Source organism: Paludibacillus litoralis, from assembly GCF_037646705.1.
Lineage (GTDB): Bacteria > Pseudomonadota > Alphaproteobacteria > Rhodobacterales > Rhodobacteraceae > Pikeienuella > Pikeienuella litoralis.
This window is the reverse complement of the sequence record NZ_JBBHER010000005.1, coordinates 264,539-289,062: the sequence shown is the minus strand read 5'-3', so window position 1 is coordinate 289,062 and position 24,524 is coordinate 264,539. Positions and strand designations below refer to the sequence as shown.

Annotated in this window: 19 protein-coding genes; 9 read left to right on the top strand and 10 right to left on the bottom strand. The window is 70.4% G+C overall.

Annotated features, from left to right (window positions below; genetic code table 11):
• Positions 1-15: 15 nt before the first annotated feature.
• Both WG921_RS10515 and WG921_RS10510 read right to left on the bottom strand, forming a co-directional pair.
• A complete protein-coding gene (locus tag WG921_RS10515) occupies positions 16-2,787 on the bottom strand; it encodes a molybdopterin oxidoreductase family protein (RefSeq protein WP_413788584.1) in 2,772 nt (923 codons plus the stop codon).
• Between the two features lie 197 nt (positions 2,788-2,984).
• Positions 2,985-4,118, bottom strand: a complete 1,134-nt coding sequence (locus WG921_RS10510) for a citrate/2-methylcitrate synthase (protein WP_340109184.1) — start codon at positions 4,116-4,118, stop codon at positions 2,985-2,987.
• A gap of 29 nt (positions 4,119-4,147) precedes the next feature.
• On the opposite strand from WG921_RS10510, the gene WG921_RS10505 reads away from it, so the two are divergent.
• Entirely contained in the window at positions 4,148-5,023 is an 876-nt protein-coding gene (locus tag WG921_RS10505; RefSeq protein WP_340109183.1) for a phosphate acyltransferase, read from the top strand.
• Between the two features lie 12 nt (positions 5,024-5,035).
• On the opposite strand, the gene xsc is transcribed toward WG921_RS10505, so the two are convergent.
• The 4 genes from xsc to WG921_RS10485 form a co-directional block, all read right to left on the bottom strand.
• Complete coding sequence (xsc, locus tag WG921_RS10500; protein WP_340109182.1) at positions 5,036-6,817, bottom strand: sulfoacetaldehyde acetyltransferase; 1,782 nt, start codon at positions 6,815-6,817, stop codon at positions 5,036-5,038.
• Positions 6,818-6,943: 126 nt separating this feature from the next.
• Complete coding sequence (locus WG921_RS10495) at positions 6,944-7,882, bottom strand: hypothetical protein (RefSeq protein WP_340109181.1); 939 nt, start codon at positions 7,880-7,882, stop codon at positions 6,944-6,946.
• On the bottom strand, positions 7,876-8,613 hold the full coding sequence (locus WG921_RS10490; RefSeq protein WP_340109180.1) for a TSUP family transporter: 738 nt from the start codon (positions 8,611-8,613) through the stop codon (positions 7,876-7,878). The genes WG921_RS10495 and WG921_RS10490 overlap by 7 nt, the downstream gene beginning before the upstream one ends.
• Positions 8,614-8,821: 208 nt before the next feature.
• A complete protein-coding gene (locus WG921_RS10485; protein WP_340109179.1) occupies positions 8,822-9,991 on the bottom strand; it encodes a divergent polysaccharide deacetylase family protein in 1,170 nt (389 codons plus the stop codon).
• Between the two features lie 134 nt (positions 9,992-10,125).
• Here WG921_RS10485 and WG921_RS10480 point away from each other — a divergent pair, with 134 nt between their 5' ends.
• The 6 genes from WG921_RS10480 (at position 10,126) to lexA (ending at position 15,004) form a co-directional block, all read left to right on the top strand.
• Positions 10,126-10,740: an anthranilate synthase component II gene (locus WG921_RS10480; protein WP_340109317.1), complete on the top strand. Its 615-nt coding sequence runs from the start codon at positions 10,126-10,128 to the stop codon at positions 10,738-10,740.
• The gene (gene trpD, locus WG921_RS10475; RefSeq protein WP_340109178.1) at positions 10,740-11,768 is read left to right on the top strand and encodes an anthranilate phosphoribosyltransferase; all 1,029 of its coding nucleotides are present in this window, start codon (positions 10,740-10,742) and stop codon (positions 11,766-11,768) included. The genes WG921_RS10480 and trpD overlap by 1 nt, the downstream gene beginning before the upstream one ends.
• Entirely contained in the window at positions 11,761-12,576 is an 816-nt protein-coding gene (trpC, locus tag WG921_RS10470; protein ID WP_340109177.1) for an indole-3-glycerol phosphate synthase TrpC, read from the top strand. The genes trpD and trpC overlap by 8 nt, the downstream gene beginning before the upstream one ends.
• Positions 12,573-13,049, top strand: a complete 477-nt coding sequence (gene moaC / locus WG921_RS10465) for a cyclic pyranopterin monophosphate synthase MoaC (RefSeq protein ID WP_340109176.1) — start codon at positions 12,573-12,575, stop codon at positions 13,047-13,049. The genes trpC and moaC overlap by 4 nt, the downstream gene beginning before the upstream one ends.
• Positions 13,046-14,242 carry a molybdopterin molybdotransferase MoeA gene (locus WG921_RS10460; protein ID WP_340109175.1) on the top strand — a complete coding sequence of 399 codons (1,197 nt, stop codon included), beginning with the start codon at positions 13,046-13,048 and terminating at the stop codon, positions 14,240-14,242. The genes moaC and WG921_RS10460 overlap by 4 nt, the downstream gene beginning before the upstream one ends.
• 84 nt (positions 14,243-14,326) lie before the next feature.
• Positions 14,327-15,004: a transcriptional repressor LexA gene (gene lexA, locus WG921_RS10455; protein ID WP_340109174.1), complete on the top strand. Its 678-nt coding sequence runs from the start codon at positions 14,327-14,329 to the stop codon at positions 15,002-15,004.
• Positions 15,005-15,040: 36 nt separating this feature from the next.
• Here the strand turns inward: lexA and WG921_RS10450 are convergent, their stop codons facing one another.
• Positions 15,041-17,164, bottom strand: coding sequence for a ComEC/Rec2 family competence protein (locus WG921_RS10450; RefSeq protein ID WP_340109173.1), 2,124 nt, complete (start codon positions 17,162-17,164; stop codon positions 15,041-15,043).
• An 88-nt stretch (positions 17,165-17,252) separates the two neighbouring features.
• Between WG921_RS10450 and gltX the strand changes: the two genes are divergently transcribed.
• Entirely contained in the window at positions 17,253-18,692 is a 1,440-nt protein-coding gene (gltX, locus tag WG921_RS10445; protein ID WP_340109172.1) for a glutamate--tRNA ligase, read from the top strand.
• Positions 18,693-18,761: 69 nt separating this feature from the next.
• On the top strand, positions 18,762-20,057 hold the full coding sequence (gene gltA / locus WG921_RS10440) for a citrate synthase (protein WP_340109171.1): 1,296 nt from the start codon (positions 18,762-18,764) through the stop codon (positions 20,055-20,057).
• Between the two features lie 905 nt (positions 20,058-20,962).
• Here gltA and fabZ read toward each other — a convergent pair.
• From fabZ to bamA, 3 genes are all read right to left on the bottom strand, one after another.
• A complete protein-coding gene (gene fabZ, locus WG921_RS10435) occupies positions 20,963-21,424 on the bottom strand; it encodes a 3-hydroxyacyl-ACP dehydratase FabZ (protein WP_340109170.1) in 462 nt (153 codons plus the stop codon).
• Between the two features lie 106 nt (positions 21,425-21,530).
• Entirely contained in the window at positions 21,531-22,079 is a 549-nt protein-coding gene (locus WG921_RS10430; RefSeq protein ID WP_340109169.1) for an OmpH/Skp family outer membrane protein, read from the bottom strand.
• Positions 22,080-24,479, bottom strand: coding sequence for an outer membrane protein assembly factor BamA (bamA, locus tag WG921_RS10425; protein WP_340109168.1), 2,400 nt, complete (start codon positions 24,477-24,479; stop codon positions 22,080-22,082).
• Between the last annotated feature and the right edge of the window lie 45 nt (positions 24,480-24,524).

Sequence of the window (24,524 nt, the reverse complement as noted above, 5' to 3'; positions counted from 1 at the left end):
GCGCGCGCATGGTCATCACCACTCCTCCCCATAGCTCACGCGGTCCGGCCCGACGCCGACCGGCGAGGCCTGCGCCTCGATTTCCGGCGTCGCCGCCGCGGCGGGCGGCGCCTTCGCGATCCTGACGCGGAGATCGTACCAGGCCGCCTGCCCCGTCACCGGGTCGGAATTCGCCCAGCGCATCCCGTCGCCCTTCGGCGGCAGCAGCTCATGCATCAGGTGGTTGAGGAGAAAGCCCTTGGTCGCCTCCGGCGCGTCGGGCTTCAGCGCCCACGCGCCCTTGCGCTTGCCGATGGCGTTCCAGGTCCAGACCGTCTTCGGGTTCAGCGCCTCCATCAGCGCCACCGGAACCGTGATCTCGCCATGGGCCGAGGTCAGCGACGCCCAGTCGCCGTCCTCGAAGCCGTGCGCGCGCCAGATGTCGCCGCTCACATAAAGCGGGTTCATGCCGTGGATCTGCCGCAGCCAGGCGTTTTGCGAGCCCCAGGAGTGGTACATCGCCATCGGCCGCTGCGTCAGCGCGTGCAGCGGGAATTCGGCGAGATCGACGACATCCTCCTCGAACGGGCGATACCAGATCGGCAGCGGGTCGAACGCGGCCTTGATCCGGTCCCGGAGATGCTCCGGCGGCTGGCGCTCCCCCCGCCCTTCCGCGGCGAGCTGGAATTTCCGCAGCGGCTCCAGATAGAGCTGGAAGACATAGGGCTGCGGCTTGTCGTAGAGCCCCTTCTCCACCGCCCAGTCCTGATAGGCGGCGTTCCACGGCTTGAAGTATTTCGCCTCGTCCGGGATGTGGCTGATCCAGAATCCGCCATTCTCGATATAGCGCTTGAGCTGATCCGGATTCGGCGCGCCCCGGCCCTCCTCGCTCCCGTCCTCGCCGCGCCAGCCGGCCAGAGGGCCGACGCCGGGGCGGCGCTGATGGTTGGCGATGTAATCGGCGTAGTCCCGATATGTCGCCGTCTCGTCCTCGCCGACCATTCCCGGCAGGCCGAGCCGCACGCCGAGATCGAGCAGCGCGGACTGGAACCCCCGCACATCCCGGTCCGGCTCGATCACCGGCCAGCGGATGCTGTCCGCCGCCGCGTCCGCCTCGCAGATCGGCCGATCCAGAAGCGAGATGCAGTCATGGCGCTCCAGATAGGTCGTGTCCGGCAGGATCAGGTCCGCGAACGCGACCATCTCGGAGGAATAGGCGTCCGAATAGATGATCTTCGGGATCACATATTCGCCGTCCTCGTCCTTGGCCCGCAGCATGTCCATCACGCCGCCGGAATTCATCGAGGAATTCCAGCTCATGTTCGCCATGTACATGAACAGGACGTCGATCTTGTACGGGTCTCCGGCATAGGCGTTGGAGATCACCATATGCATCAGCCCATGCGCCGAGAGCGGATATTCCCAGGTGAAGGCCTTGTCGATCCGCTTCGCATTCCCGTTCTCGTCGAGCGCCAGATCCTCCGGCCCGCGCGGATAGCCGAGATGCGGCCCGTCGAGCGGCGCGCCCGGCGTCGCGCCATGATGCGGAACCGGATGCGCCTCGGAGGGTTTCGGATAGGGCGGCTTGAAGCGCATCCCCCCCGGAACCTCGACCGAGCCGAGGATGATCTGCAGGAAATGCAGCGCGCGGCAGGTCTGAAACCCGTTCGAATGGGCGCTGATCCCCCGCATCGCGTGGAAGGAGACCGGCCGGCCGATCATCTTCTCGTGGCGCTCCCCCTTCCAGTCGGTCCAGGGCTGATCGAGGACGATCTCCTCCTCGAAGGCCGCATGCGCCAGCTCCGCCGCCAGCCGGCGGATCGTCTCCGCGCTGACGCCGCAGACCGCCGCCGCCGCCTCCGGCGAATACTCGGTCTCCAGATATTTGCGGGCCATCAGCTCGAAGACCGGGCTGGCCCGGCCGCCGCTCGGGCTGGGGAAATCGCCCTGCATCGCCGGCTTCACGCCCGGCTGATCGAACGGCGCCGCCGCGCCCGCCACCCGATCCCAGACCAGCGGCTTGCCGGCCTCGTCGCGGATGAACAGCCCGAACTCGTTCGATTCAGGGTCCCGGTTCACCAGGAACGGCGCGTTGGTGTAGCGGATCAGATAATCCAGATCGACGCGGCCCGCCTTCAGCAGCTCATGCGCCAGCGCGAGGATGAAGATCCCGTCGGTCCCCGGCGTGATTCCGACCCATTCATCGGCGATGGCGTTATAGCCGGTGCGGATCGGGTTCACGCCGATCACCTTGGCGCCCCGCGCCTTCAGTCGGCCGAGCCCCATCTTGATCGGGTTGGAATCATGGTCCTCGGCGACGCCGAACAGCATGAAGAGCTTCGTGCGCTCCCAGTCCGGCTCGCCGAACTCCCAGAACGCGCCGCCCATCGTGTAGATGCCCGCCGCCGCCATATTGACCGAGCAGAAGCCGCCATGCGCCGCGTAATTCGGGGTGCCGAACTGCTGCGCCCACCAGCCGGTGAAGCTCTGCGACTGGTCGCGCCCGGTGAAGAACGCCAGCTTCTTCGGGTCCCGCTCGCGGATCGGCTTCAGCCATGACGCCGCCAGGTCCAGCGCCTCGTCCCATTCGATCTCCTCGAACTCGCCCGAGCCGCGCTCGCCGGTGCGCCGCAGCGGCTTGCGAAGCCGGGCCGGGGAGTAATGCTGCATGATCCCGGCGGAGCCCTTGGCGCAGAGCACGCCCTGATTGACCGGGTGGTCGCGGTTGCCCTCGATATAGCGCACCTTGGGCGCGCCGTCGGGCCCGGTCCGGATATGCACGTCGATGCCGCAGCGGCACGCGCACATGTAGCAGGTCGTCTTACGAATCTCGTCCGAGACTTTCGGGCTCAGATCCAGGTCCTTCGGCGCCACGATAAGGCCCCCCCTTCATGTTCGGACGAAGCCTAGTGGCCTCGCGCCGAGAGTTCCAGCCCGGAGCGACAAATCCATCTGGCGACGCCCGAATTTCGCCCCGCCGGGCGCCGCGCCGGCGCCCGCTCGCCTCACCGCTCCTCGATCGGCGTATAGGCGCGCATCTCCGGCCCGTCATAGAGCGTGAGCGGCCGGATCAGGATGTTCCGCCGGTGTTGCTCCAGACACTGGATCACCCAGCCCGGCGCGCGGCCGATGGCGAAGATCGGCACATAGAGATCCATCGGAATCCGATGCAGCTGATAGATCACGCCGGAATAGAAATCGACGTTCACATTCAGGCCATGGCGCGCATAGGGCTTCATCGCCTCCACCACGCCCTGAAGAATCTCGTACCAGCGCGGCTCCCCCATCTCCTTCGAGAGCCGCTCGACCCCGTCGCGCATGTGGCGCGCGCGCGGGTCCTCCGCCCGGTAGACCCGGTGGCCGAACCCGGTCACCGGCTCTTTCGCGGCGCGCTTGGCCTTGACGTAAGCGGCGGCGTTCTCCGGCTCGCCGATCTCCTCGACCATGCGCATCACATCCTCCGCCGCGCCGCCATGGGCCGGCCCCGAAAGCGCCGCGAGCCCGGCGGCGAACGCGGCGTGGATGTTCGCGTTGGTGCCGACCACGACCCGCGCCGCGAAGGCGGACGCGTTCGAGCCATGCTCCGCGTGCAGGATGAAATCGACATCCGCCAGCCGCGCCGCGTCCTCGGAGGGCTTCTCCCCCTTCAGCATCCAGAGCCAGTTCGCGGCGTGGCCGAGCGCGGGATCGGGCTCGACCGGCTTTCGCCCGTTCCGGATCGCCTCATGGGCGGCGATGATCATCGGAATCTGCGCCGTGAGGCGGATCCCGTTGCGCAGGAACCCTTCCTCCGAGGCGTCGTCCGCCCCCGCGTCGATGGCTTCGAGCGCCGAGACCGCCGCGTTCAGAACCGCCATCGGATGGCCGCCCGCCGTCGCCCGGATCACGTCATGGACCCCGCCCGGCAACTCCCGCGCCGCGACCAGATCGGCGTTGAACTCCGCCAACTCCGTCGCGGTCGGCAATTCGCCGTGGATCAACAGCCACGCGACCTCTTCGAAGCTCGATCTTGTCGCGAGATCGTGAATGGAATAGCCGCGATAGGAAAGCTCGCCCTTCGCCCCGTCGATATGGGAGACGCCGGAGCGCTCGAAATAAACGCCTTTCAGGCCGCGGTTGATCCTGATTTCATCGCTCATGTCGCGCCTTTCTGATGTTGGAGACCGGAATGACCGCACTCGATCGCGCCTTCGCCGCCGCCCGCGCCCGCAAGGGCCGCATCCTCATGCCCGAATCCGAGGAGCCCCGGATCCAGGCCGCCGCCCGCCGTCTGGAGGCCGACGGCGTGGCCGAGATCGTGACGCTGGCCGCGGCGGGGCCGGCGGAGACGTATGTCGCGCATATCCTGCGCGCGCGCCCGAAGACCCGCCCCGAACTCGCGCTGAAAATGCTGCAAAAGCCGATGGTCCTCGCCGCCGCCATGGTCGCCGCCGGCGAAGCCGACGCGCTGGTCGCCGGCGCCGAAACGCCGACGCGCCGCGTGATCGAGGGCGCGGCGCTCGGGATCGGCCTCGCCGACGGGGTCCCGGCGCCCTCCTCGTTCTTCCTGATGCAGTTCCCGGACGGGCGCGAGATGATCTTCGCCGATTGCGCGGTCACCGTCGCCCCCGACGCCGAGGCGCTGGCCGCGATCGCGCGCGCGGCGGCGCATGCGGCGGAGCGGCTGCTCGGCGCGGCGCGGGTCGCGCTGCTCTCCTTCTCCACCGGCGCGTCGGGCGCCGGCGCCTCGGTGGATATGGTGCGCGAGGCCGCCGCCGCGCTCGGCGGGCGCGCCGTCGGGCCGGTGCAGGCGGACGCGGCGCTCAACCCCGCCATCGCGGCGGCGAAAGGCGCCTCCGGCCCAGGCGCGGGCGATGCGAACGTGCTCATCTTTCCCTCCCTCGACGCCGGAAACATCGCCTACAAACTCGCGCAGGAGCTGGCCGGCGCGCAGGCCGTCGGCCCGTTCCTGCAAGGCTTCGCGCGCCCGGTCTGCGACCTCTCGCGCGGCGCGGCGCCGGAGGACATCGCCGCCGCCGCCGCCGTCACCCTCGCGCTCGGCTGAGCGCCGCCCTCCTCAGCTTCCCGCCTGGGGGCGCATGTCGGCCGCGTCGATCCCCGCGACCGAGACCGGCCTCTTCATCGCGTCGCGGCGGAACGGCTCGCCAAGCTCCTGGTTGAGCAGGATCTCGATGAAGGTGGTCTCGCCCGCCTTCATCTGCGCCTCCACCGCCGCCGCCAGCGCGTCCCGAAGCGCGTCCATGGTCGCGACCTGAACCCCCTTCAGCCCGCAGGCCTTCGCGATCGCGGCGTAGCTCACGCCCTTGTCCAGCTCGGTGCCGACGAAATTGTCGTCGAACCAGAGCGTGGTGTTCCGCTTCTCCGCGCCCCACTGATAGTTGCGGAAGACGACCATGGTGATCGCCGGCCACTCGCCCCGGCCGATCGCGGTCATCTCGTTCATCGAGATGCCGAACGCGCCGTCGCCGGCGAAGCCGACCACCGGAACGTCCGGCTGGCCGATCTTCGCGCCGGTGATCGCCGGAAACCCGTATCCGCACGGCCCGAACAGGCCCGGCGCCAGATATTTCCGCCCCGCCTCGAAGGTCGGATAAGCGTTGCCGATGGCGCAGTTGTTGCCGATATCGGACGAGATGATCGCATCCCTCGGCAGCGCCGACTGGATCGCGCGCCACGCCATGCGGGGCGACATCTTCTCCGGCTCGGCGGTCCGCGCGCGCTCGTTCCAGGTGGTGCCGGGGTCGTCCTCCTCATGGTCCATCGAGGTGAGCTGCTGCGCCCAGGCCGATTTCGTCTCCGCGATCAGGCCGCGGCGCGCCTTCGCCTCCGCGCCGCCCGCATCCGGAAGCGAGAGGCTGGAGAGGAGCGCCTCCGCCACCTTCTTCGCGTCGCCGACGACGCCGACCGTCACCGGCTTTGTCAGCCCGATCCGGTCCGGGTTCAGGTCCACCTGAATGAGCTTGGCGTCCTGCGGCCAGTAATCGATCCCGTAGCCCGGCAGGGTCGAGAACGGGTTGAGCCGGTTGCCGAGCGCCAGCACCACATCCGCCTTCGCGATCAGCTCCATCGCCGCCTTCGAGCCGTTATAGCCCAGCGGGCCGGCGAAGAGCGGATGCGAGCCCGGGAAGGCGTCATTGTGCTGATAGCCGCAGCAGACCGGGGCCGAGAGCGCCTCGGCGAGCTTCATCGACGCCGGGATCGCCCCCGCGAGGATCACGCCGGCGCCGTTCAGGATCACCGGGAATTTCGCCTCGGAAAGCAGCTTCGCCGCCTCCGCGATCGCCGCCGCGCCGCCGGCCGGGCGCTCGAACTCCACGATCTCGGGCAGCTCGATGTCGATCACCTGGGTCCAGTAGTCGCGCGGCACGTTGATCTGCGCCGGGGCCGAGGCGCGCTTCGCCTTCAGGATCACCCGGTTCAGAACCTCGGCCATGCGCGAGGGGTCGCGCACCTCCTCCTGATAGGCGACCATGTCCGCGAACAGATTCATCTGCTCGACTTCCTGGAACCCGCCCTGCCCCATGGTCTTGTTCGCCGCCTGCGGCGTCACCAGAAGAAGCGGCGTGTGGTTCCAGTAGGCGGTCTTCACCGCGGTGACGAAATTGGTGATGCCCGGCCCGTTCTGCGCCACCATCATCGACATCTTGCCGGTCGCGCGGGTGTAGCCGTCGGCCATGTAGCCGGCGTTGCACTCATGCGCGCAATCCCAGAAGCGGATGCCGGCCTTGGGGAACAGATCCGAAATCGGCATCATCGCGGAGCCGATGATCCCGAACGCCTCGGCGATCCCGTGCATCTGAAGCACTTTGACGAAGGCTTCCTCGGTGGTCATTTTCATCGGCATGCTCCTCTAGAGTTTCGAACGCGGCGCGCCCCCTGTTCAATGCCTCGTCGGGCCGCGGGAGGTTAGAGCCAGAATAGCGTAAATGCGTGGGACAGGCGCGCGCCGCCCCCCGGGCGGCGGTCACGGCGCCTTCCCGTCGGCGCCGCCGCCCGGCTTCACGCGCCGGAACACCATCACGATCGCCGCCATCGGAAACTGGTAGAGCCCCACGTAAAGCGCGAAGAGCGGGTCCGGCGGCAGCGCCGCGAGATAGATCGCGACCGAGCGCGTCCCCCAGACGATGCCGAGCGCCCCGTTCCGCATCGGCGCGCCCGGCGCGAACCGCACCAGCGCCCCCCCGCCGAGAACGAGCAGCGTGGCGAGCGCGAGATAGGCGAGGCTCCGCCCCGGATGCGCCAGGATGTTCGGCCCGATCCCGTCGAAGACCGACATCACGAAGGCGAGGAACACCAGCGCCGCGAGCCCGTCGAGCGCCGCCGCGTTCCGCTCGATCCGCGCCACGCCGAAGAGCCTGCGCCCCAGCATCGCCAGCACGAAACCGCCGAAGATCATCGCCGCCATCCGCAGCCCGAGCGCGACCGGATCGAGCGCCAGCGCGTCGCCGAGCAGCAGGCCGGCGACCGCGGGCCCGGTGAACGGCATCGCCAGCGACGTCACCACCGTCAGCTCCAGCGCGACGCGGGCGTCGAACCCGATGATGAGGCAGAGCGCGGCCGCCGACGCGATCGGCGGCGCGGTCAGCGTATAGACCAGCACCGCCTCGTAATCGGGGCCGAGGCCGAGCGCCCGCGCCAGCCCGAACGCGACCAGCGGCGCGATCACCAGAATCCCGAACGAGACCGCCGCCGCCGAGAGCGCGCGGCGGAGATTCATCAGCCCCTTGAGAATCATGATCGGGTCGATCCGCAGCATCGCCACCGCGTAGACGACGGCCACCAGATACGGCAGCAACGGGCGCAGCACGGCGGAGCCCGCCGGAAACGCCAGCCCGCCGAACGCCCCGATCAGAAGAATCCAGCGCGCCCGCGCCCCGATCCACGAGAGCCAGCCGGTCACCATGCGTTTCGCCAGATCAGAAGCAGCGCGCCCAGCGTCGCGAGGCTGAGCCCGATCGGCTTCAGCGACATGCCGCCGACCCGGCGCGCCAGCGGCCCCGCCAGCCAGATGCCGAGCAGCGCCATCGGCGCCATCGCCGCGGCGAAGCGCACATGCCGGACCTCGACCAGGCCGGCGATGGCCAGCGCCGCGAACGAGCCGGCCACGCCGAACATGAAGAAGGTGTTGAGCGTGGCGCGCGCCTTTCGCGCCTCGTCATGCTGATAGATCAGCGCCATCGGCGCCGCGCCGACCGAGGTGAGCGTGCCGATGAAGCCCGAAAGCCCGCCCGCCGCCATCAGCATCAGCGGCGTCTTTCGCACCCGCAGCCCCGCGAGCGACAGCCCGACCCCGAGCAGGATCACCGCCGCGACCGAGAGCCCGAGATAGCGCGAGCCGACCACGATCCCGACCAGCCAGACCGCCGGCAGCGTCCCCAGCAGCCGCCCGACCAGCGCCGGCGCGATCTCGCGCACCCGGATCGCGCGCAGCTCCAGCCCGGCGCCGGTCAGCGTCACCAGAGAGCCGAGCAGAAGCACCGTCGCCGGCGTGTGATAGGGGGCAATCAGCGCCGCGAACGGGGCGAGGACCGTGCCGAACCCCTGCCCGCCGAGCCGGTGCAGCGCCGCCGAGATCGTGACGATCGCGCCGAAAACCGCGGCGGAGGCGAGGGAGACCCCGAACGTCTCGATCATGAGGCCCGCCGCGCGACCACGGTCGGCGCCGCCAGGGCGGGCGCAAACGCGCGAAAGGACTCCCCCGTGATCGACATGGCGCGGATAGGAGCCCCGCGCCCGGCCCGCGTCAAGCGCCGTCCGCGCGCGCCGCGCGCCGCGCCGGTCCCCGCTTCGGCCGGCGGTCCGTCCTTCGGCTTGGGCGCGAACGTCTCCCTCCGCCGCGCGCTCACCGCCGCTCCAGCTTCCGGATCACCGCCGAAAGCGGCGCGACCTCGACCGTCTCCCCCGCCTTCAGCCCCACCCAGCGCCGGACGCCCGAAAGCGTCGCCGGGCTGAGCGCCCCCACCGCGACGAGCGCGCCGGCGCCCTCGGCGGCGGAGGCCGCCTGCTCCAGCGCCTGATAGACCAGATCGCCGTTCGCGATCTCGTCGATTCGCGCCCCCGCCGCCGCCGCCGGCAGGCGCCGCTTCGACGCCTCGCGATAAAGCGCGCCGCCGCCGATCGCCGTGAGATCCAGCAGCGCCGCGCCCTCGGGCGCGAGCGCGCCGACCGCCCCCGCCGCGTCGGCCGGCGCGGTCAGGAACGCCGCGCCGAGCACCGGCCCGGCGAGATCGGGCGCCCCGGAGGCGTCCATCCGCGCCGCCAGCACCTCGAATCCGGCGCCGCGAAGCCGCGCCGCCAGCGCCGCCGGATCGGCGGCGTCCGGCGCCAGCGCCAGCGCGATGCGGCTGTCGAGCAGCATCACCTCGTCAAGCTCGCGGTCGCCCGGCGCCCCCACGCCGGTCAGCACGATCGCCAGAAGCGGCCGCGCCGCGTCGCCTTTGAACGGCGCCGCGTTCGCGACATGGCGCGGCGCCCCGGGCGCCTCCGCCTTCGGCGCGGCGGGCGTAGGCGCGGCTTCCGCGTCCGGCGAATCCGCCGCCGGCGCCGGGTCCGCCGGCGGCGCGGCGGGCGCCGGCGTCTCCCCGGCCGGCTTTTCCTCGATGTCGTCGGCCGGGCGCGCCGGGCGGTCCGCGCTTTCAGCCCCGCGCGCCTCCGTCTCCGTCGCCGGGGCGGCCGGCGTCACGGCGGGCGCGGGCGCGTCCGTCTCCACCTCCGGCGCGCTCGGCTCCGGCGCCTCGGCGTCCGTCTTCGCTTCCGGCGCGGCCGGCTCCGGCGTCTCGGCGTCCGTCACCACCTCCGGCGCGGCCTGCTCCGGCGCCTCGGCGTCCGGCGCCACCTCCGGCGCCGCCGGATCGGCCACGGGAATCTCCTGCTCGACGCCCGCCGGGGCGACCGCCGCCTCCGGCGCGAGCGGCGCCCTGATCGACAGGAAGGCGATCGCCCCGCCCGAGACCACAAGCCCGAACAGCGCGCCGAGCCAATAGGCTCCGCGCCTCGAGTTTCCACGCGCCATTCATATCTCCTCGATCCGCCCCGCGCCGCCCTGCGCCGCTTCGCTTGACCTCAAGGCGGGCTCCGGCGCATTTATATGCCCGAAGCACACCTTTGGGGCAATTCGCCCTTCACGCGCGGTTCTGGGCCAATTGCATGCTCCTCCTGATCGATAACTACGACAGTTTCACCTATAATCTCGTGCACGCGCTCGGCGGGCTCGGCGCGGAGGTCGAGGTGCGCCGGAACGACGCGCTGAGCGTCGAGGACGCGCTCGCCATGGGCGCGGAGGCGATCGTCATCTCCCCCGGCCCCGCGACCCCGGACAGCGCCGGCATCTGCCTAGATCTGGTGCGCCGCGCGCCCGAGACCCTGCCGATCCTCGGCGTCTGCCTCGGCCATCAGGTCGTCGGCCAGGCGTTCGGCGGGCGCATCATCCGCGCGCCCACGATCATGCACGGCAAGCTCAGCGCGATCCGCCATCAGGGAAGCGGCGTCTTCGCCGGCGCGCCGAACCCGCTGGAGGCGACCCGCTATCACAGCCTGATCGTGGAGCGGGCCTCGCTGCCGGACGCGCTCGAGATCACCGCCGAGACCGATGACGGCGTGATCATGGGGCTCAGCCACCGCGCCCGGCCGGTGCACAGCGTCCAGTTCCACCCCGAGAGCATCCGAACGCCCGAGGGCCCGCGCCTTCTGGCCGCGTTCCTCGCCCTCGCCGGCGTCGCGCTCCCCGGCGCCGCCCGGCGCCGCGCGCCGGAGCCCGTCTGATGTCGGCGGCGCTCCGCCCCCTGATCGGCAAGGCGTCCGACGGCCCCCTCACCCGGGCCGAAGCCGAGACCGCGTTCAACGCCATCATGTCGGGCGACGCGACCCCGGCGCAGATCGGCGGCTTTCTGATGGCGCTCCGCACCCGGGGCGAGACGGTGGACGAATACGCCGCCGCCGCCGCCGTGATGCGCGCCCACGCGACGCGCGTCGCCGGCGGCGAGGACGCGATCGACATCGTCGGCACCGGCGGCGACGGCAAGGGCACGCTCAACATCTCCACCGCCGCCGCCTTCGTCGTCGCCGGCGCGGGCGTGAAGGTGGCCAAGCACGGCAACCGCAACCTCTCGTCGCGCTCCGGCTCCTCCGACGCGCTGACCGAGATGGGCGTCAACGTGATGGTCGAGGCCCCGGTGGCGGAGCGCGCGCTGGCCGAGATCGGGATCTGCTTCATGATGGCGCCGATGCACCATCCGGCGATGCGCTTCGTCGGCCCGGCGCGGGCCGAGCTCGGCGCGCGCACCATCTTCAACATCCTCGGCCCGCTGACCAACCCCGCCGGCGTGAAGCGCCAGCTCACCGGCGCCTTCTCGCCGGCGCTGATCCGGCCGATGGCGGAGGTCCTCGCCGCGCTCGGCTCCGAGCGCGCCTGGCTCGTCCATGGCGGCGACGGCACGGACGAGCTCTCCATCTCCGCGCCCTCGCGCGTCGCCATGCTGTCGCCGGACGGCGCGATCGAGGAGACCGAGATCGCCCCGGAGGACGCCGGGCTGAAGCGCCGCCCGTTCCGGGAGATCGTCGGCGGCGGCGCGAAGGAGAACGCCCTCGCCATGCGCCGGCTTCTCATCGGCGAGGCGAGCGCCTACCGGGACGCGGTCCTCCTGAACGCCGCGGCGGCTCTGGTCGTGGCCGGCGCCGCGCCCGACCTTCGCGAGGGCGCGCGCCGCGCGGCGGAGAGCATCGATTCCGGCGCCGCGCGCGCCAAGGTCGAGGCGCTCGCCAAAATCACCAACGAGGCGCCGGATGACTGACATTCTCGACAGGATCAAGACCTACAAGCTGGAGGAGATCGCGGCGCGAAAGGCCGCGACGCCCCTCGCCGAGATCGAGGCGAAAGCCGCCGCCGCGCCCCCGCCCCGCGGCTTCGCCCGCGCGCTCCGCGCCGCCGAGGCCGCCGGCGGCTACGGGCTGATCGGCGAGATCAAGAAGGCCAGCCCCTCCCGCGGCCTGATCCGCGAAGATTTCTCGCCCCCCGCCCTCGCCCGCGCCTATCAGGCCGGCGGCGCCGCCTGCCTCTCGGTCCTCACCGACGGGCCGAGCTTTCAGGGCGCCGACGCCTATCTCGTCGAGGCGCGCGCCGCCGTCGATCTCCCCGTGATCCGGAAGGATTTCCTCTACGATCCCTGGCAGGCGGCGGAGGCGCGCGCGCTCGGCGCCGACGCGATCCTGATCATCATGGCCTCGGTCTCCGACGCGCAGGCCGCGGAGCTGGAGGCCGCCGCCTTCGCCCTTGGCATGGACGCGCTGATCGAGGTCCATGACGAGGCGGAGCTGGCCCGCGCCACCGATCTGAAATCTGAACTTCTTGGCGTAAACAACCGTAATCTCAAAACTTTCGAGACCGACCTCGCCGTCACCGAACGCCTTGCGAAACGGGCGCCCGAGGGCCGGCTCCTGATCGGAGAGAGTGGGCTATTCACCCCCGCCGACCTCGCCCGACTCGCCCGCGCCGGCGCGCGCAGCTTCCTCATCGGCGAGAGCCTGATGCGCCAGCCGGACGTGGCGGCGGCGACGCGCGCGCTCCTCGCGGACCCGCTCCCGCTCGGGGCCGCCGCATGAGCCGCCTCACCCATTTCGACGCCAAGGGCGACGCGCATATGGTCGACGTGACCGAGAAGCGCGTCACCAGCCGCACCGCCACCGCGCGCGGCGCCGTGGTCATGGCGCCGGAGACCCTCGCGTTGATCATGGACGGCCGCGCGAAAAAGGGCGACGTCTTCGCCGTCGCCCGCCTCGCCGGGATCATGGCGGCGAAGAAGACGCCGGACCTCATCCCGCTCTGCCATCCGCTTCAGCTCTCGAAAGTGTCGGTGGAGCTGGCCGCCGACACGGCCAACGCCCGCGTCGAGATCGAGGCCACGGTCCGCGTCACCGGCCGCACCGGCGTCGAGATGGAGGCGTTGACCGCCGTCTCCGCCGCCGCGCTCACCGTCTATGACATGGTGAAGGCGGTGGACAAGGGCATGCGGCTGACCGAGATCCGGCTGGTTCACAAGTCCGGCGGCCGCTCCGGCGAGTTCAGCGCCGAATGAACGCGCCGCTCATCTCCGCCGAGGAGGCGCTCCGCCGCGTTCTCGCGCTGATCGAACCGCTCGAGGTCGAGAGCGCGCCGCTCCATCTCGCCGCCGGGCGCGCGCTCGCCGCGCCGGTCGTCGCCAGCCGCGACCAGCCCCCCTTCGCGGCCTCGGCGATGGACGGCTACGCGGTGCGGGCGGCGGACGCGAGGCTCGGCGCCACCCTCGCCGTCATCGCCGAAGTGGCGGCGGGCGGGCGCTTCGAGGGCGCGATCGGCCCGGGCGAGGCCGTGCGCATCTTCACCGGCGCGCCGGTCCCTTCGGGCGCCGACACCATCCTGATCCAGGAGGACGCCGAGCGCGCCGGAGACCGGCTCACGGTTCGCGAGGCCCCCGAGAAAGGCCGCCATATCCGGCCCGCCGGCGGAGATTTCCACGCCGGCGCCCGGCTTGAGGCGCCGCGTCGGCTCAATCCCGCCGAAATCGCGCTCGCCGCGGCGATGAACGCGCCGTTTCTCGACGTGCGCCGCCGCCCCCTCGTCAGCCTGATCGCCACCGGCGACGAACTGGTCCCGCCGGGCGGCCGGCCGGGGCCGAACCAGATCATCTCCTCCAACAATTACGGCCTCGCCGCGATGCTGGAGGAGGCGGGCGCCATCGCGCGAATCGATCCCATCGCCGCCGACACCGACGCCGCGCTGGTCGAGGCGCTCGACCGGGCCGCGAACGCCGATCTGATCGTCACCCTCGGCGGCGCCTCGGTCGGCGACCATGACCTCGTGCGCAAGGTTTTCGGGCGCGAAGGCCTCGATCTCAGCTTCTACCGCGTCGCGATGCGGCCGGGAAAGCCGCTGATGGCCGGCCGGGTGCGGGGCAAACCCATGGTCGGCCTGCCCGGGAACCCGGTCTCGTCGATGGTGCTCGGCCATCTTCTGCTGCGCCCCGCCATCGCCGCCTTTCTCGGGCTGGAGGCCGGCCCCGCGCCCCGGATCCGCGCGCGCCTCGGCTCCCCGCTCGCCGCCAACGGCCCGCGCGAGCATTACATGCGCGCCCGGCTGGAGGAGACGCCGGACGGGCTCGTCGCCTTCCCCTTTCCCAGTCAGGACAGCTCGCTCCTCTCCATTCTCGCCGCCGCGAACGCTCTGGTCGTGGCCGCCCCCGGCGCGCCGGCGCGCGGCGCGGGCGAGACGGTCGACGTGATCCGCCTCTGACGGCGCCGCCGCCCGACGGAATCTGTTGACCCAAAATGAGAACAATAATAGAACTCGGGGCGAACATGAGGGGAGGATCCGCCGGTGCTGACTCGAAAACAGCTCGATCTCTTGAAATTCATTCACCAACGCGTGAGCGAAGAGGGCGTCTCTCCCTCCTTTGACGAGATGAAGGAAGCCCTTGATCTGCGGTCGAAATCCGGGATCCATCGGTTGATCGTCGCGCTGGAGGAGCGCGGATTCATCCGCCGGCTCGCGCATCGCGCTCGCGCGATCGAGATCATCAGGCTCCCGGACGGGCTGGCGCCGGCGGGCGCCGCCGCCAACGTCATCCGCCACGACTTCCGCCCGCGCCCCGAATCGCTTCCCGATCAGCAGGCCGATCTGGTCCCGCTCATCGGGCGGATCGCCGCCGGCATGCCGATCGAGGCGCTTCAGAACACCGCGGATCAGATCACCGTGCCCCGCGCGATGCTCTCGCCCCGGGCCGAGCATTACGCGCTTGAGGTCAAGGGCGACTCGATGCTGGACGCCGGGGTGCATGAGGGCGATATCGTGATCATCCGCCGCCAGGACGAGGCGCGCGACGGCGACATCGTCGTCGCCCTGATCGAGGATCACGAGGCGACCCTGAAGACATTTCGCCGCAAGGGCGGCGTCGTCGAGCTGATCGCCGCCAACCCGGCCTATGCCACGCAGCGCTACGACGCCCGGCGCGTGAAGATTCAGGGCCGGATGGTCGGCCTGATCCGAACCTATTGAATCATGCGGCCCGGCGGCGAGGGTGAGCGCCCGCGCTCACTCCGCCGCCGCGCCCACATCGCCAGCGTCCCCGCTCCCGGCGCCCGCGCCCGTCCATGGCCGCCGCCCCGCCTCCTCGGCCACGGTCCGGATCCTGAGATCCTCCCCGTCGGCGTCGATGGCGATCGCGCCGAGCCGGGTCAGCTCCTCCCCGATCAGGGCCCGGCACGGCCCCTCCGGCGGCGCCGCCGCGCCCGGCGCGAAGATCAGCACCCGCGGCTCGCACAGCGCGGCGAGGGCGGCCGGCGCCGGCCGCCGCGCCAGCACATTGGCGATCCGCCATCCGTTCGAGAGCGCGCCGATCGAGCCGGCGTAACCCTCGGTGAAGCCGCCCCGCGCCGCCGCCGCCGCCTGGGTCGCCTCGTCGCCGTCCCGCTGGAGCCAGTTCCGCGCCGCGTAGCTCTGGGTTTTCGCATGATCGAGCGCCCGCCCCTCCGGCCCCATCACCCCCATCAGCCGCCCCTCCGGCGCCACCAGCGCCTCCGGCCGCGCGTCGACCCCGACCCAGATCAGGAACCCCGCCGCCGTCGCCGCCAGCCCCGCCCATCGGAGCGCGCGCCTGCCGAGGCAGAGCCCGAGCCCGCCAAATGTGATCAGCGTCAGCACGATTCCAGGCGCCGCCGCCACGCCGCGCGCCGCGCCCTCCAGCCCGGCGACGAACCGCGCGACGCCCATGATCGCGTCGATTCCCCACCCCATCGCCGTCAGCGCCGCGCCCTCCAGCCCGAACGGCGCCAGCGCCGCCGCGATCAGCCCCGCCGGCGCGACCCAGAACCCCATCAGCGGCACCGCCGCCAGATTGGCGAGCAGCCCGTAATTCGCCACGCGGTTGAAATGAAACGCCGCGAACGGCGCCGTCGCCAGCCCCGCCAGCAGGCTGGTCGCCGCCAGCGCCAGAACATAGCCGCCGATCCGCCGCAGCGGCCCGCCCGAGCCGAGATGCGCGCTCCAGCCCCGCTCACGCGCGTAATCGAACCCCGCGATGATCGCCGCCGTGGCCGCGAAGGACATCTGGAACCCGACATGCGTGAGGCTTTCCGGCCGCAGGATCAGGATCGTCAGCGCCGCGACCGCCAGCGCCCGCAGCGTGATCGCCGGCCGGTTCACGATCACCGCGACCAGCGCCACCACCGCCATGATATAGGCGCGCTGCGTCGCCACCGACGCGCCCGACAGCAGGAGATACGCCGTCGCCGCCGCCAGCGCGATCAGCGCCGCCAGCCGTTTCGTCCGCCAGCGCCGCCCGGTATAGGGGATCGCCGCCAGCAGGAGCCGCGCCGCGCCGAACACCAGCGCCGTCACCAGCCCCATATGCAGGCCCGAGATCGCCAGAAGATGCGCGAGATTGGATTCCCGCAACGCCCGCGTCGCGTCCTTGTCGACCGCGGCCCGGTCGCCGACCGTGACCGCCGCCGCGAACGCCCCGGATTCGCCCGGCATCCGCGCCCGGATTCCGGCCGAGATCTTCGCCCGGATCGCCGCGAGCCGGATGCTCAGCCACCGGAGCGGGCCGGGCGCCGCCTCCGCCGGAATCACCGCCGGCGCCCCCCGCGCGAACCCGATCGCGCCGAGCGTCTTGAACCACGCGTCGCGCCGGTAATCGAACGCCCCCGGCTCCACCGGCCCGCCCGGCGGTCCGAGCCGCGCGAAGAGCGAGACCGTCGTCCCCGGCGCGAGCCCGGCGAGATGCGCCTCGCTCGATAGCGATATCTGCGCGCGCGCCGGCGTCGCCTCGGCGTCCAGCCCGAAAATATAGAGCTGATCCAGAACCAGCCGCGGCCGCCCGGCGGCGGTGCGGGTGACGTCGCGGATCACCCCCTCGACGCCCGCGTCGATCGACGCCGGCAGCACCGGCGCCGCGACCAGCCGCGCCCGCGCCCCGGCCAGCGAAAACCCCGCCGCCACCAGCAGAACCGCGACCCCGAAGAGCGCCGCGCCCCGCCGGCGCCGCCGGAGCAGCGCCCAGAGCAGAACCGGCGGCGCCAGCAGCAGCGGATAGACCGCGCCGGCCGGCTCCACCGGCATCCAGAAATAGATCTGGACCCCGAGACCGAGCAGAACCGGCGTCCAGAGTGGAAACGCCGGCCGCTCCTTCAGCCACAGCGCTCGCAGCCGCTCCATCATCCCCCGCCTTGTCCTCGCCCGTCCGCCAAGCCATAAAGGCCGCGCCGTTCCGGCGCCATGCTATTCAACCCACAGGACCTTCGCCATGACCGAAGCCCCGGCGCAGCCCTCGATGGCCTCTCCGACCGGACCCGTCGTGACCCGCTTCGCGCCGTCGCCGACCGGATTCCTCCATATCGGCGGCGCGCGGACGGCGCTGTTCAACTGGCTTTACGCGCGCGGGCGCGGCGGCAAGTTCCTGCTGCGGATCGAGGACACGGACCGCGCCCGCTCCACGCCCGAGGCGACCGCCGCGATTCATGACGGGCTGCGCTGGCTCGGCCTCGACTGGGACGGCGACGCGGTCAGCCAGTTCAGCCGCGCCGACCGCCACCGCGCGGCCGCGGCGCGGATGCTGGAGACGGGCGGCGCCTATCGCTGCTTCTCCACGCCCGAAGAGATCGCCGCCGCGCGCGAGGCGGCGAAGGCGGCCGGCCTGCCGCCGCTCTTTCAGTCGCCCTGGCGCGACAAGGGGCCGGAGGACTGGCCCGACGCCCCCTACACCGTGCGCCTGCGCGCCCCGCGCGAAGGCGCCGTGGTCATTGACGATCAGGTGCAGGGCGAGGTGACCTTCCCCGCCGGGCAGATCGACGATCTGATCCTGCTCCGCTCCGACGGCGCGCCGACCTACATGCTGGCCGTGGTGGTCGACGATCACGAAATGGGCGTGACCCACGTGATCCGCGGCGACGACCATCTCACCAACGCCGCGCGCCAGACCGTGATCTACCGCGCGCTCGGCTGGACGCCCCCGGTCTTCGCCCATATCCCGCTCATCCACGGCCCGGACGGCGCGAAGCTCTCGAAGCGCCACGGCGCCCTCGGCGTGGACGCGTATCGCGAGATGGGCTACCTGCCCGAGGCGATGCGGAACTATCTCGCCCGGCTCGGCTGGGCGCATGGCGACGAAGAATTCTTCACCACCGAACAGGCGATCGAATGGTTCGATCTCTCCGGGGTCGGCCGCTCCGCCGCCCGGTTCGACATCGCCAAGCTCGAGAATCTGAACGGCCGCCACATGCGCGCCGCCGACGACGACTCGCTGACCGCCGCCACGCTGGAGCTGGCCGCGCGGCTTGGGCGCGCGGTCGAGGACCCCGCGCGCGCGGCCATGCTCCGCGCCGCGATGCCCGGCCTCAAGGAACGCGCCAAGACGCTCGTCGAACTTCTTGATTCTGCATATTATATCCTTGCGGATCGTCCGCTCGATCTTGATGAAAAAGCCAGGAAACTGCTCGATGAGGACGCCCGCAGGCGCCTCACCAGATTGACCGAAAGACTGCGAAATGTTAGCGCGTGGACCGTAGAGGCACTGGAAGTTCAGGTCCGTGCTTTCGTGGATGATGAAAGCTTGAAACTCGGAAAGATCGCGCAGCCCGTCCGCGCCGCTCTCACCGGACGAGCGACGTCCCCGGGCGTATTCGACGTTCTCGTCACCCTCGGCAAGGATGAAAGTCTCGCCCGGCTGTCGGATCAAGCGCTTTGACCCGTTCCGTGCCGGCGCCGTCATGGCGCGAACATTCAGTAGCGGCGCCGCCGCAAAAAGGGGAACGTTATGCCTGATTCCAAACGTAGCGCGACATTGACGATCGACGGCGAGAACTACGAGTTGCCCATTCTTTCCGGCAGCACCGGCCCGGACGTGATCGATGTCGGCGCGCTGTACAAGTCGACCGGGATGTTCACCTACGATCCCGGCTTCACCTCGACCGCGTCCTGTTTTTCGGACATCACCTTCATCGACGGCGAGAAGGGCGAGCTCCTCTATCGCGGCTACCCGATCGACCAGCTCGCGGAGAAGAGCCACTATCTCGAAGTCTGCTACCTGCTGCTCTACGGAGAGCTGCCGACGGCGGCCCAGGCCGAGGATTTCGAGAACCGGGTCACCAGACACACCATGCTCCATGAGCAGATGACCTATTTCTTCCGCGGCTTCCGGCGCGACGCGCACCCGATGGCGGTGGTCTGCGGCGTCGTCGGGGCGATGTCGGCCTTCTATCACGATTCCACCGACATCACCGACGCCTGGCAGCGCGAGGTCGCCACCGTCCGGCTGATCGCGAAAGTGCCGACCATCTGCGCATGGGCCTATAAATATTCGATCGGCCAGCCCTTCGTCTATCCGCGCAACGATCTCGATTACGCGTCGAACTTCCTCCACATGTGCTTTTCGACCCCGTGCGAGGAATATGTCGTCGACCCGATCCTCGGGCGCGCGATGGACCGGATCTTCACCCTTCACGCCGATCACGAGCAGAACGCCTCGACCTCGACGGTCCGGCTCGCCGGCTCCAGCCACGCCAATCCCTTCGCCTGCATCGCCGCCGGCGTCGCCTGCCTCTGGGGGCCGGCGCATGGCGGGGCGAATCAGGCCTGTCTGGAGATGCTGCGCGAAATCGGCACCCCGGACCGGATCCCCGAATTCGTCGCGCGGGCGAAGGACAAGAACGACCCGTTCCGGCTGATGGGCTTCGGCCACCGCGTCTACAAGAACTTCGACCCGCGCGCGAAGGTGATGAAGAAGAGCGCGGACGAGGTCCTCGGCCTTCTCGGCATCGAGAACAATCCGACCCTTCAGGTCGCGAAGGAGCTGGAGAAGATCGCGCTCGAAGACGAGTACTTCGTCGAGAAGAAGCTCTACCCGAACGTCGATTTCTATTCCGGCATCATTCTCGATGCGATCGGCCTGCCGACCTCGATGTTCACGCCGGTCTTCGCCCTCGCCCGCACGGTCGGCTGGATCGCGCAGTGGAAAGAGATGATCGAGGATCCGATCCAGAAGATCGGCCGCCCGCGTCAGCTCTACACGGGCGAAGTCTCGCGCGATTACGTCGAGGTGGAGGAGCGCTGAGCCGCGCCTCCCGCCGACAGGCGCGCGCGCGGCGCTCCCGCTCCCGCGCCCTTTTCGCCGCCCCCGCACGCCGCCGACGCGGTTGGCGGGGGCGCGTCGCTTTCAGAAGATCGACCGCCCGCGTCAGCGCCCTAGACGGGCGAAGTCTCGCGCGCTCGGATCGAGGTGGAGAAGCGCCAGCGCCGCCTCCCGCGAACGGGCGCAGCGGCGCGCGCGGCGCTCACGCGCCCTTTTCACCGCCCCCACACGCCGCCGCCACGGTTGGCGGGGGCGCGGCGCTTTCAGAAGATCGACCGCCCGCGTCAGCGCCCTAGACGGGCGGAGTCTCGCGCGCTCGGGTCGAGGTGGAGAAGCGCCAGCGCCGCCTCCCGCCAACGGGCGCAGCGGCTTTCGCGAACTTTTCACCGCCCCCGCACGCCGCCAACGCGGTTGGCGGGGCGCGTCGCTTTCAGAAGATCGACCTCCCGCGTCAGCCCTAGACAGGCCAAGTCTCGCGCGATCGCATCGAGGTGGAGGAGCGCCAGCGCCGCCTCCCGCCAACAGGCGCAGCGGCGCGCGCGGCGCTCACGCGCACTTTTCACCGCCCCCACACGCCGCCGGCGCGGTTGGCGGGGGCGCGCCCGTTTCCAGAAGATCGGCCGCCCGCGTCAGCCCTAGACGGGCGAAGTCTCGCGCGATCGCATCGAGGTGGAGGAGCGCCGCGCACCGCCTTTCGCCAACGGGCGGAGCGGCTTCCGCGAACTTTTCACCGCCTCCGCCCGCCGCTTCCAGAAGATCGGCCTCCCGCGTCAGCCCTCCACGGGCGAAATCTCGCGCGATTGGATCGAGGTGAAGAAGCGCCAGCGCCGCCTCCCGCGAACGGGCGCAGGCGCGCGCGGCGTTCCGGCCTCCCGGTCGGCGCCGCGTCAGTGGTGTTTGGGGTCGTCCGGGGAGATGATCATGGCCGCGAATTCGCCCTCGGCCACGGTCTCGTTCTCGACCTTCGCCTCGCCCCAGAATTTCCAGATCTTGCCGCGTCCACGCAGGACCCTCACATGCAGCTCGAGCTGGTCTCCGGGCTGGACGACGCGCCGGAAGCGCACCTTGTCCAGGGTCATGAAATAAACCAGCAGCCCCCGATCGATCATCCCCAGGGTCTCGACCACGAGCACTCCGGCGGTCTGCGCCATCGCCTCGATGATCAACACGCCCGGCATCACCGGCTTGGTCGGGAAATGCCCTTCGAAATGCGGCTCGTTGACGGTGACGTTCTTGATCCCGACCGCGCTCTCGCCGACCCGGATATTCTTCACCGCATCGATCAGAAGGAACGGATAGCGATGGGGGATCATACGTTTGATCCGCGCTATGTCGGCGGATCTCAGCATAGCTTGTTCATTTCCGTCCATGCCCGCCGCTCTCGTCGTTCATATGTTCGCTTTCCGTCTCTCATATCGTGCTCGCCCCAATGGTCAAGGCGCGCCGCGTCGGCGCCTATTCTTCAGCCGGCGCCGGTGGCGGCAGCGCCACGCTCGCCCGCTCGTCGAAGCGGCGCAGAACCTCGTCGGTCACGTCGACGCTTTCCGCCGCGGCGAGCACCGTGCGCGCGTCCAGGATCAGATCGGCCCCGGTCTCCGCCAGCAACTCGCGCAGGATCGGCTCGAGCGCGGCGGAGAGCGCGCGGCGCGCGCTGACGAAGCGCGCCTGCAGCGCCTCGCCCTTCTGCTGGCTCGTCTCGCGGGCCTCGCGGACGCGGGCGTCGAACGCGCGGACCCGCGCCTCGAAGACCTCCTTCGGCGCGGTTTCGCGCAGCGCCGCGATCTCGGCCTCCTCCGCCTCGAGGTCGGCGCGCAGCTTGTCCAGCTCCCCGCGCAGCGCGATCCGCGCCTCGCGCTCCTCCACGCCCAGCCTCTCGGCCGCCGCGCTTTCGCTCAGCGCCCGCTCCCGGTCCACGCTCAGGATCCGCGGCGCCTCATCGGCCGCGCCCGGCCACGCGCCAAGGATCAGAACTGCGGCCGCCGCCCATCTGGCGAGGGCCCGCATTCAGAACCGGGTCCCGACCGTCAGCCGGAAGAACTCGGTCCTGTCGCCAGGCTCCTTCTGCACCGGGATCGCGAAATTCAGCCGCAGCGGCCCGAAGCCCGAATCCCAGAAGATGCTGGCGCCGACCGCCGCGCGGAGCTTGGCGCTGTCGTCGACATTGAGCGTCAGCCCGTTCGACGCGCTGTTCTGGTTTGTGTCGAAGGCGGAGGTGTTGTCGAGGCTCCAGAGCGTGCCGACATCGGCGAAGAGCCCGCCATAGATGCCGATCTCCTCCGGAAGGCCGAGCGGGAACGAGACCTCCGCCCGCGTCACCGCGTAGAGGTTCCCGCCGAGAGCGTCGTCCCGCTCTTCGCCGTTCACGCCCAGAGACCGGTCGCGCGGGCCGAGCCCCGCGAAGGCGAAGCCGCGGAAGCTGTCGCCGCCGAGGAAGAACCGGTCGTTGACCTTCAGATCGCCGCCATAGGAGTAGATCGCGCCGCCCTCGACCTCGAGGCTGGCGATCACGTCATCCGCCAGGAACGAGGTCCAGCCCTTGGCGCTGGCCACGGTGCGCAGATACTGCGCGCCGCCGCCGAGCCCGGCGAAGGTCTGCTCCAGCGTCAGGAAATAGCCCGAGGTCGGCTCCACCGGATCGTCGCGCAGGTCATGCGTGTAGCGGTAGGAGACCGCCGAGGTCGTCTGGCTGCCGCCGTCGACCGCGATCAGCGGCGACACGTTGTCGTCGAAATCCCTGATGTCGTCATCGGAAATCTCGTAGGAAAGCCGGAGCCGCCCGGCCTCGCTCACCGGAAAGGTGACGGAAGGAATGAAGCCCAGGCTGGTGATTTCAAACGAACTTTCCTGATCGAGGTCTTCATCCCGGTAAAACACGTTGAGCCCGAGCCGGAGGTCGCGGTCGAGGAACGCCGGCTCCTCGAACGTGAGGTCCACGATCTGGCTTCTCTCGGCGACGCGCAGGCGCGCGCGCGCGAACTGGCCGCGGCCGAGGAAGTTGGATTCCTGGATCGAGATTTCGCCCGTCGGCCCGACCGCAGAGGAGAACCCGACCCCGAAATTGATCGACCCGGTCGACTGCTCCTGCACGTCCACCTTCACCACCGCGCGGTCGTCGGTGGCGCCCCGTTCGGTGCGCACGTCGACATCCGCGAAAAAGCGCAGCGCCCGGATCCGCCCTCGCGCCAGCTCCACCTCGCGGGCGTTGAACGCGTCGCCCTCGACGAGGTTGAACTGCCGCCGGATCACCCGATCGAGGGTCCGCTCATTGCCCTCGATATCGATCCGCTCGACATAGACGCGCGGCCCCTCGACCAGCTCGAAGCCCACGTCGATGGTCCGCTCGGCCTCGTTCCGCCGCGCGCGCGGGCGCACGTCCATGAACGCGAAGCCCTGCTGCCCCGCGAGAAACACCATGTCGGAGATGATCTCTTCGACCTTGGTCGCGTCATAGGTCGCGCCGGTCAGCCCGGTCGGAACCAGCGCCTCGAAATCCTCGACATTCAGGTTCGGGGCCGAATTCACCACCTCGAATTCGCCGAAGGTGTAGGGCTCGCCCTCCTCCACCGTGAAGGTGATGTAGAATCCCTCCCGGTCCGGGGCCAGCTCCGCCACCGCGGAGAGAACCGTGAAATCGGCGTAGCCCTGCGAAAGGTAGAACCGGCGCAGAAGCTGCTTGTCGAACTCCAGCCGGTCCGGGTCGTAAACGTCGGACGAGAGGAGGAACCCGAACAGGCCCGATTCCGACGTGTCGATCACGCCCCGGAGCCGGCTGTCGGAAAACTCGGAATTGCCGACGAAATCGATCCGGTAGATCTCGGTGACGCCGCCCTCGGAAATCTCGAACACGAGATCGACGCGGTTGTCCGGCAGCTCGATGATCACCGGCTCGACCACGGCGCCGTAGCGGCCGGTGGCGCGGTAATTGTCGATCAGCGCCTGCGCGTCGGCCTCCGCCTGCGCGCGGGTGAAGGAGCGGCGCGGGCGCGACGAGATGATGGCCAACATCTGCTCGTCGGTGATCAGGTCGTTGCCTTCGAAATTGATCCGGTTGATCGACGGATTCTCCGACACCTGCACCAGGATCCGGCTTCCGTCCACCGCCACGGCCGCGTCGCGGAAAAGCCCGGTGTCGAACAGCCGGCGCACCGACTGGTTCAGCGCCGACTCGGTGATCGGGTCGCCGACCTTCAGCGCCAGATAGGAGATGATCGTCACCGGCTCGATCCGCTGGTTGCCGATGACGACGATGTCGGTAACCGCCTGCCCCCTGGCCTCCCCGCCCGCCGGCGCCGCCGCGCCGCCCGACGTCTGCGCCGCGGCCGGCGTCGCCGCCAGCGCCGCCGCGCAAACCGCGATCATGGTCAGCCCACGCCGCAGGCGCGTCATCCGCTCAAGGATCGCCATCCGTCACCTCTCATCAACCCGTCACCGTCCCTCGGTGCGCCCGTC

What these genes read in the sequence shown, in the direction of transcription:
- WG921_RS10515 (WP_413788584.1), bottom strand. Translation starts at nt 2,787, where the DNA reads ATGTGCGCGTGCCGCTGCGGCATCGACGTGCATATCCGGACCGGGCCC.
- WG921_RS10510 (WP_340109184.1), bottom strand. Translation starts at nt 4,118, where the DNA reads ATGAGCGATGAAATCAGGATCAACCGCGGCCTGAAAGGCGTTTATTTC.
- WG921_RS10505 (WP_340109183.1), top strand. Translation starts at nt 4,148, where the DNA reads ATGACCGCACTCGATCGCGCCTTCGCCGCCGCCCGCGCCCGCAAGGGC.
- xsc (WP_340109182.1), bottom strand. Translation starts at nt 6,817, where the DNA reads ATGAAAATGACCACCGAGGAAGCCTTCGTCAAAGTGCTTCAGATGCAC.
- WG921_RS10495 (WP_340109181.1), bottom strand. Translation starts at nt 7,882, where the DNA reads ATGGTGACCGGCTGGCTCTCGTGGATCGGGGCGCGGGCGCGCTGGATT.
- WG921_RS10490 (WP_340109180.1), bottom strand. Translation starts at nt 8,613, where the DNA reads ATGATCGAGACGTTCGGGGTCTCCCTCGCCTCCGCCGCGGTTTTCGGC.
- WG921_RS10485 (WP_340109179.1), bottom strand. Translation starts at nt 9,991, where the DNA reads ATGGCGCGTGGAAACTCGAGGCGCGGAGCCTATTGGCTCGGCGCGCTG.
- WG921_RS10480 (WP_340109317.1), top strand. Translation starts at nt 10,126, where the DNA reads ATGCTCCTCCTGATCGATAACTACGACAGTTTCACCTATAATCTCGTG.
- trpD (WP_340109178.1), top strand. Translation starts at nt 10,740, where the DNA reads ATGTCGGCGGCGCTCCGCCCCCTGATCGGCAAGGCGTCCGACGGCCCC.
- trpC (WP_340109177.1), top strand. Translation starts at nt 11,761, where the DNA reads ATGACTGACATTCTCGACAGGATCAAGACCTACAAGCTGGAGGAGATC.
- moaC (WP_340109176.1), top strand. Translation starts at nt 12,573, where the DNA reads ATGAGCCGCCTCACCCATTTCGACGCCAAGGGCGACGCGCATATGGTC.
- WG921_RS10460 (WP_340109175.1), top strand. Translation starts at nt 13,046, where the DNA reads ATGAACGCGCCGCTCATCTCCGCCGAGGAGGCGCTCCGCCGCGTTCTC.
- WG921_RS10450 (WP_340109173.1), bottom strand. Translation starts at nt 17,164, where the DNA reads ATGGAGCGGCTGCGAGCGCTGTGGCTGAAGGAGCGGCCGGCGTTTCCA.
- gltX (WP_340109172.1), top strand. Translation starts at nt 17,253, where the DNA reads ATGACCGAAGCCCCGGCGCAGCCCTCGATGGCCTCTCCGACCGGACCC.
- gltA (WP_340109171.1), top strand. Translation starts at nt 18,762, where the DNA reads ATGCCTGATTCCAAACGTAGCGCGACATTGACGATCGACGGCGAGAAC.
- fabZ (WP_340109170.1), bottom strand. Translation starts at nt 21,424, where the DNA reads ATGCTGAGATCCGCCGACATAGCGCGGATCAAACGTATGATCCCCCAT.
- WG921_RS10430 (WP_340109169.1), bottom strand. Translation starts at nt 22,079, where the DNA reads ATGCGGGCCCTCGCCAGATGGGCGGCGGCCGCAGTTCTGATCCTTGGC.
- bamA (WP_340109168.1), bottom strand. Translation starts at nt 24,479, where the DNA reads ATGGCGATCCTTGAGCGGATGACGCGCCTGCGGCGTGGGCTGACCATG.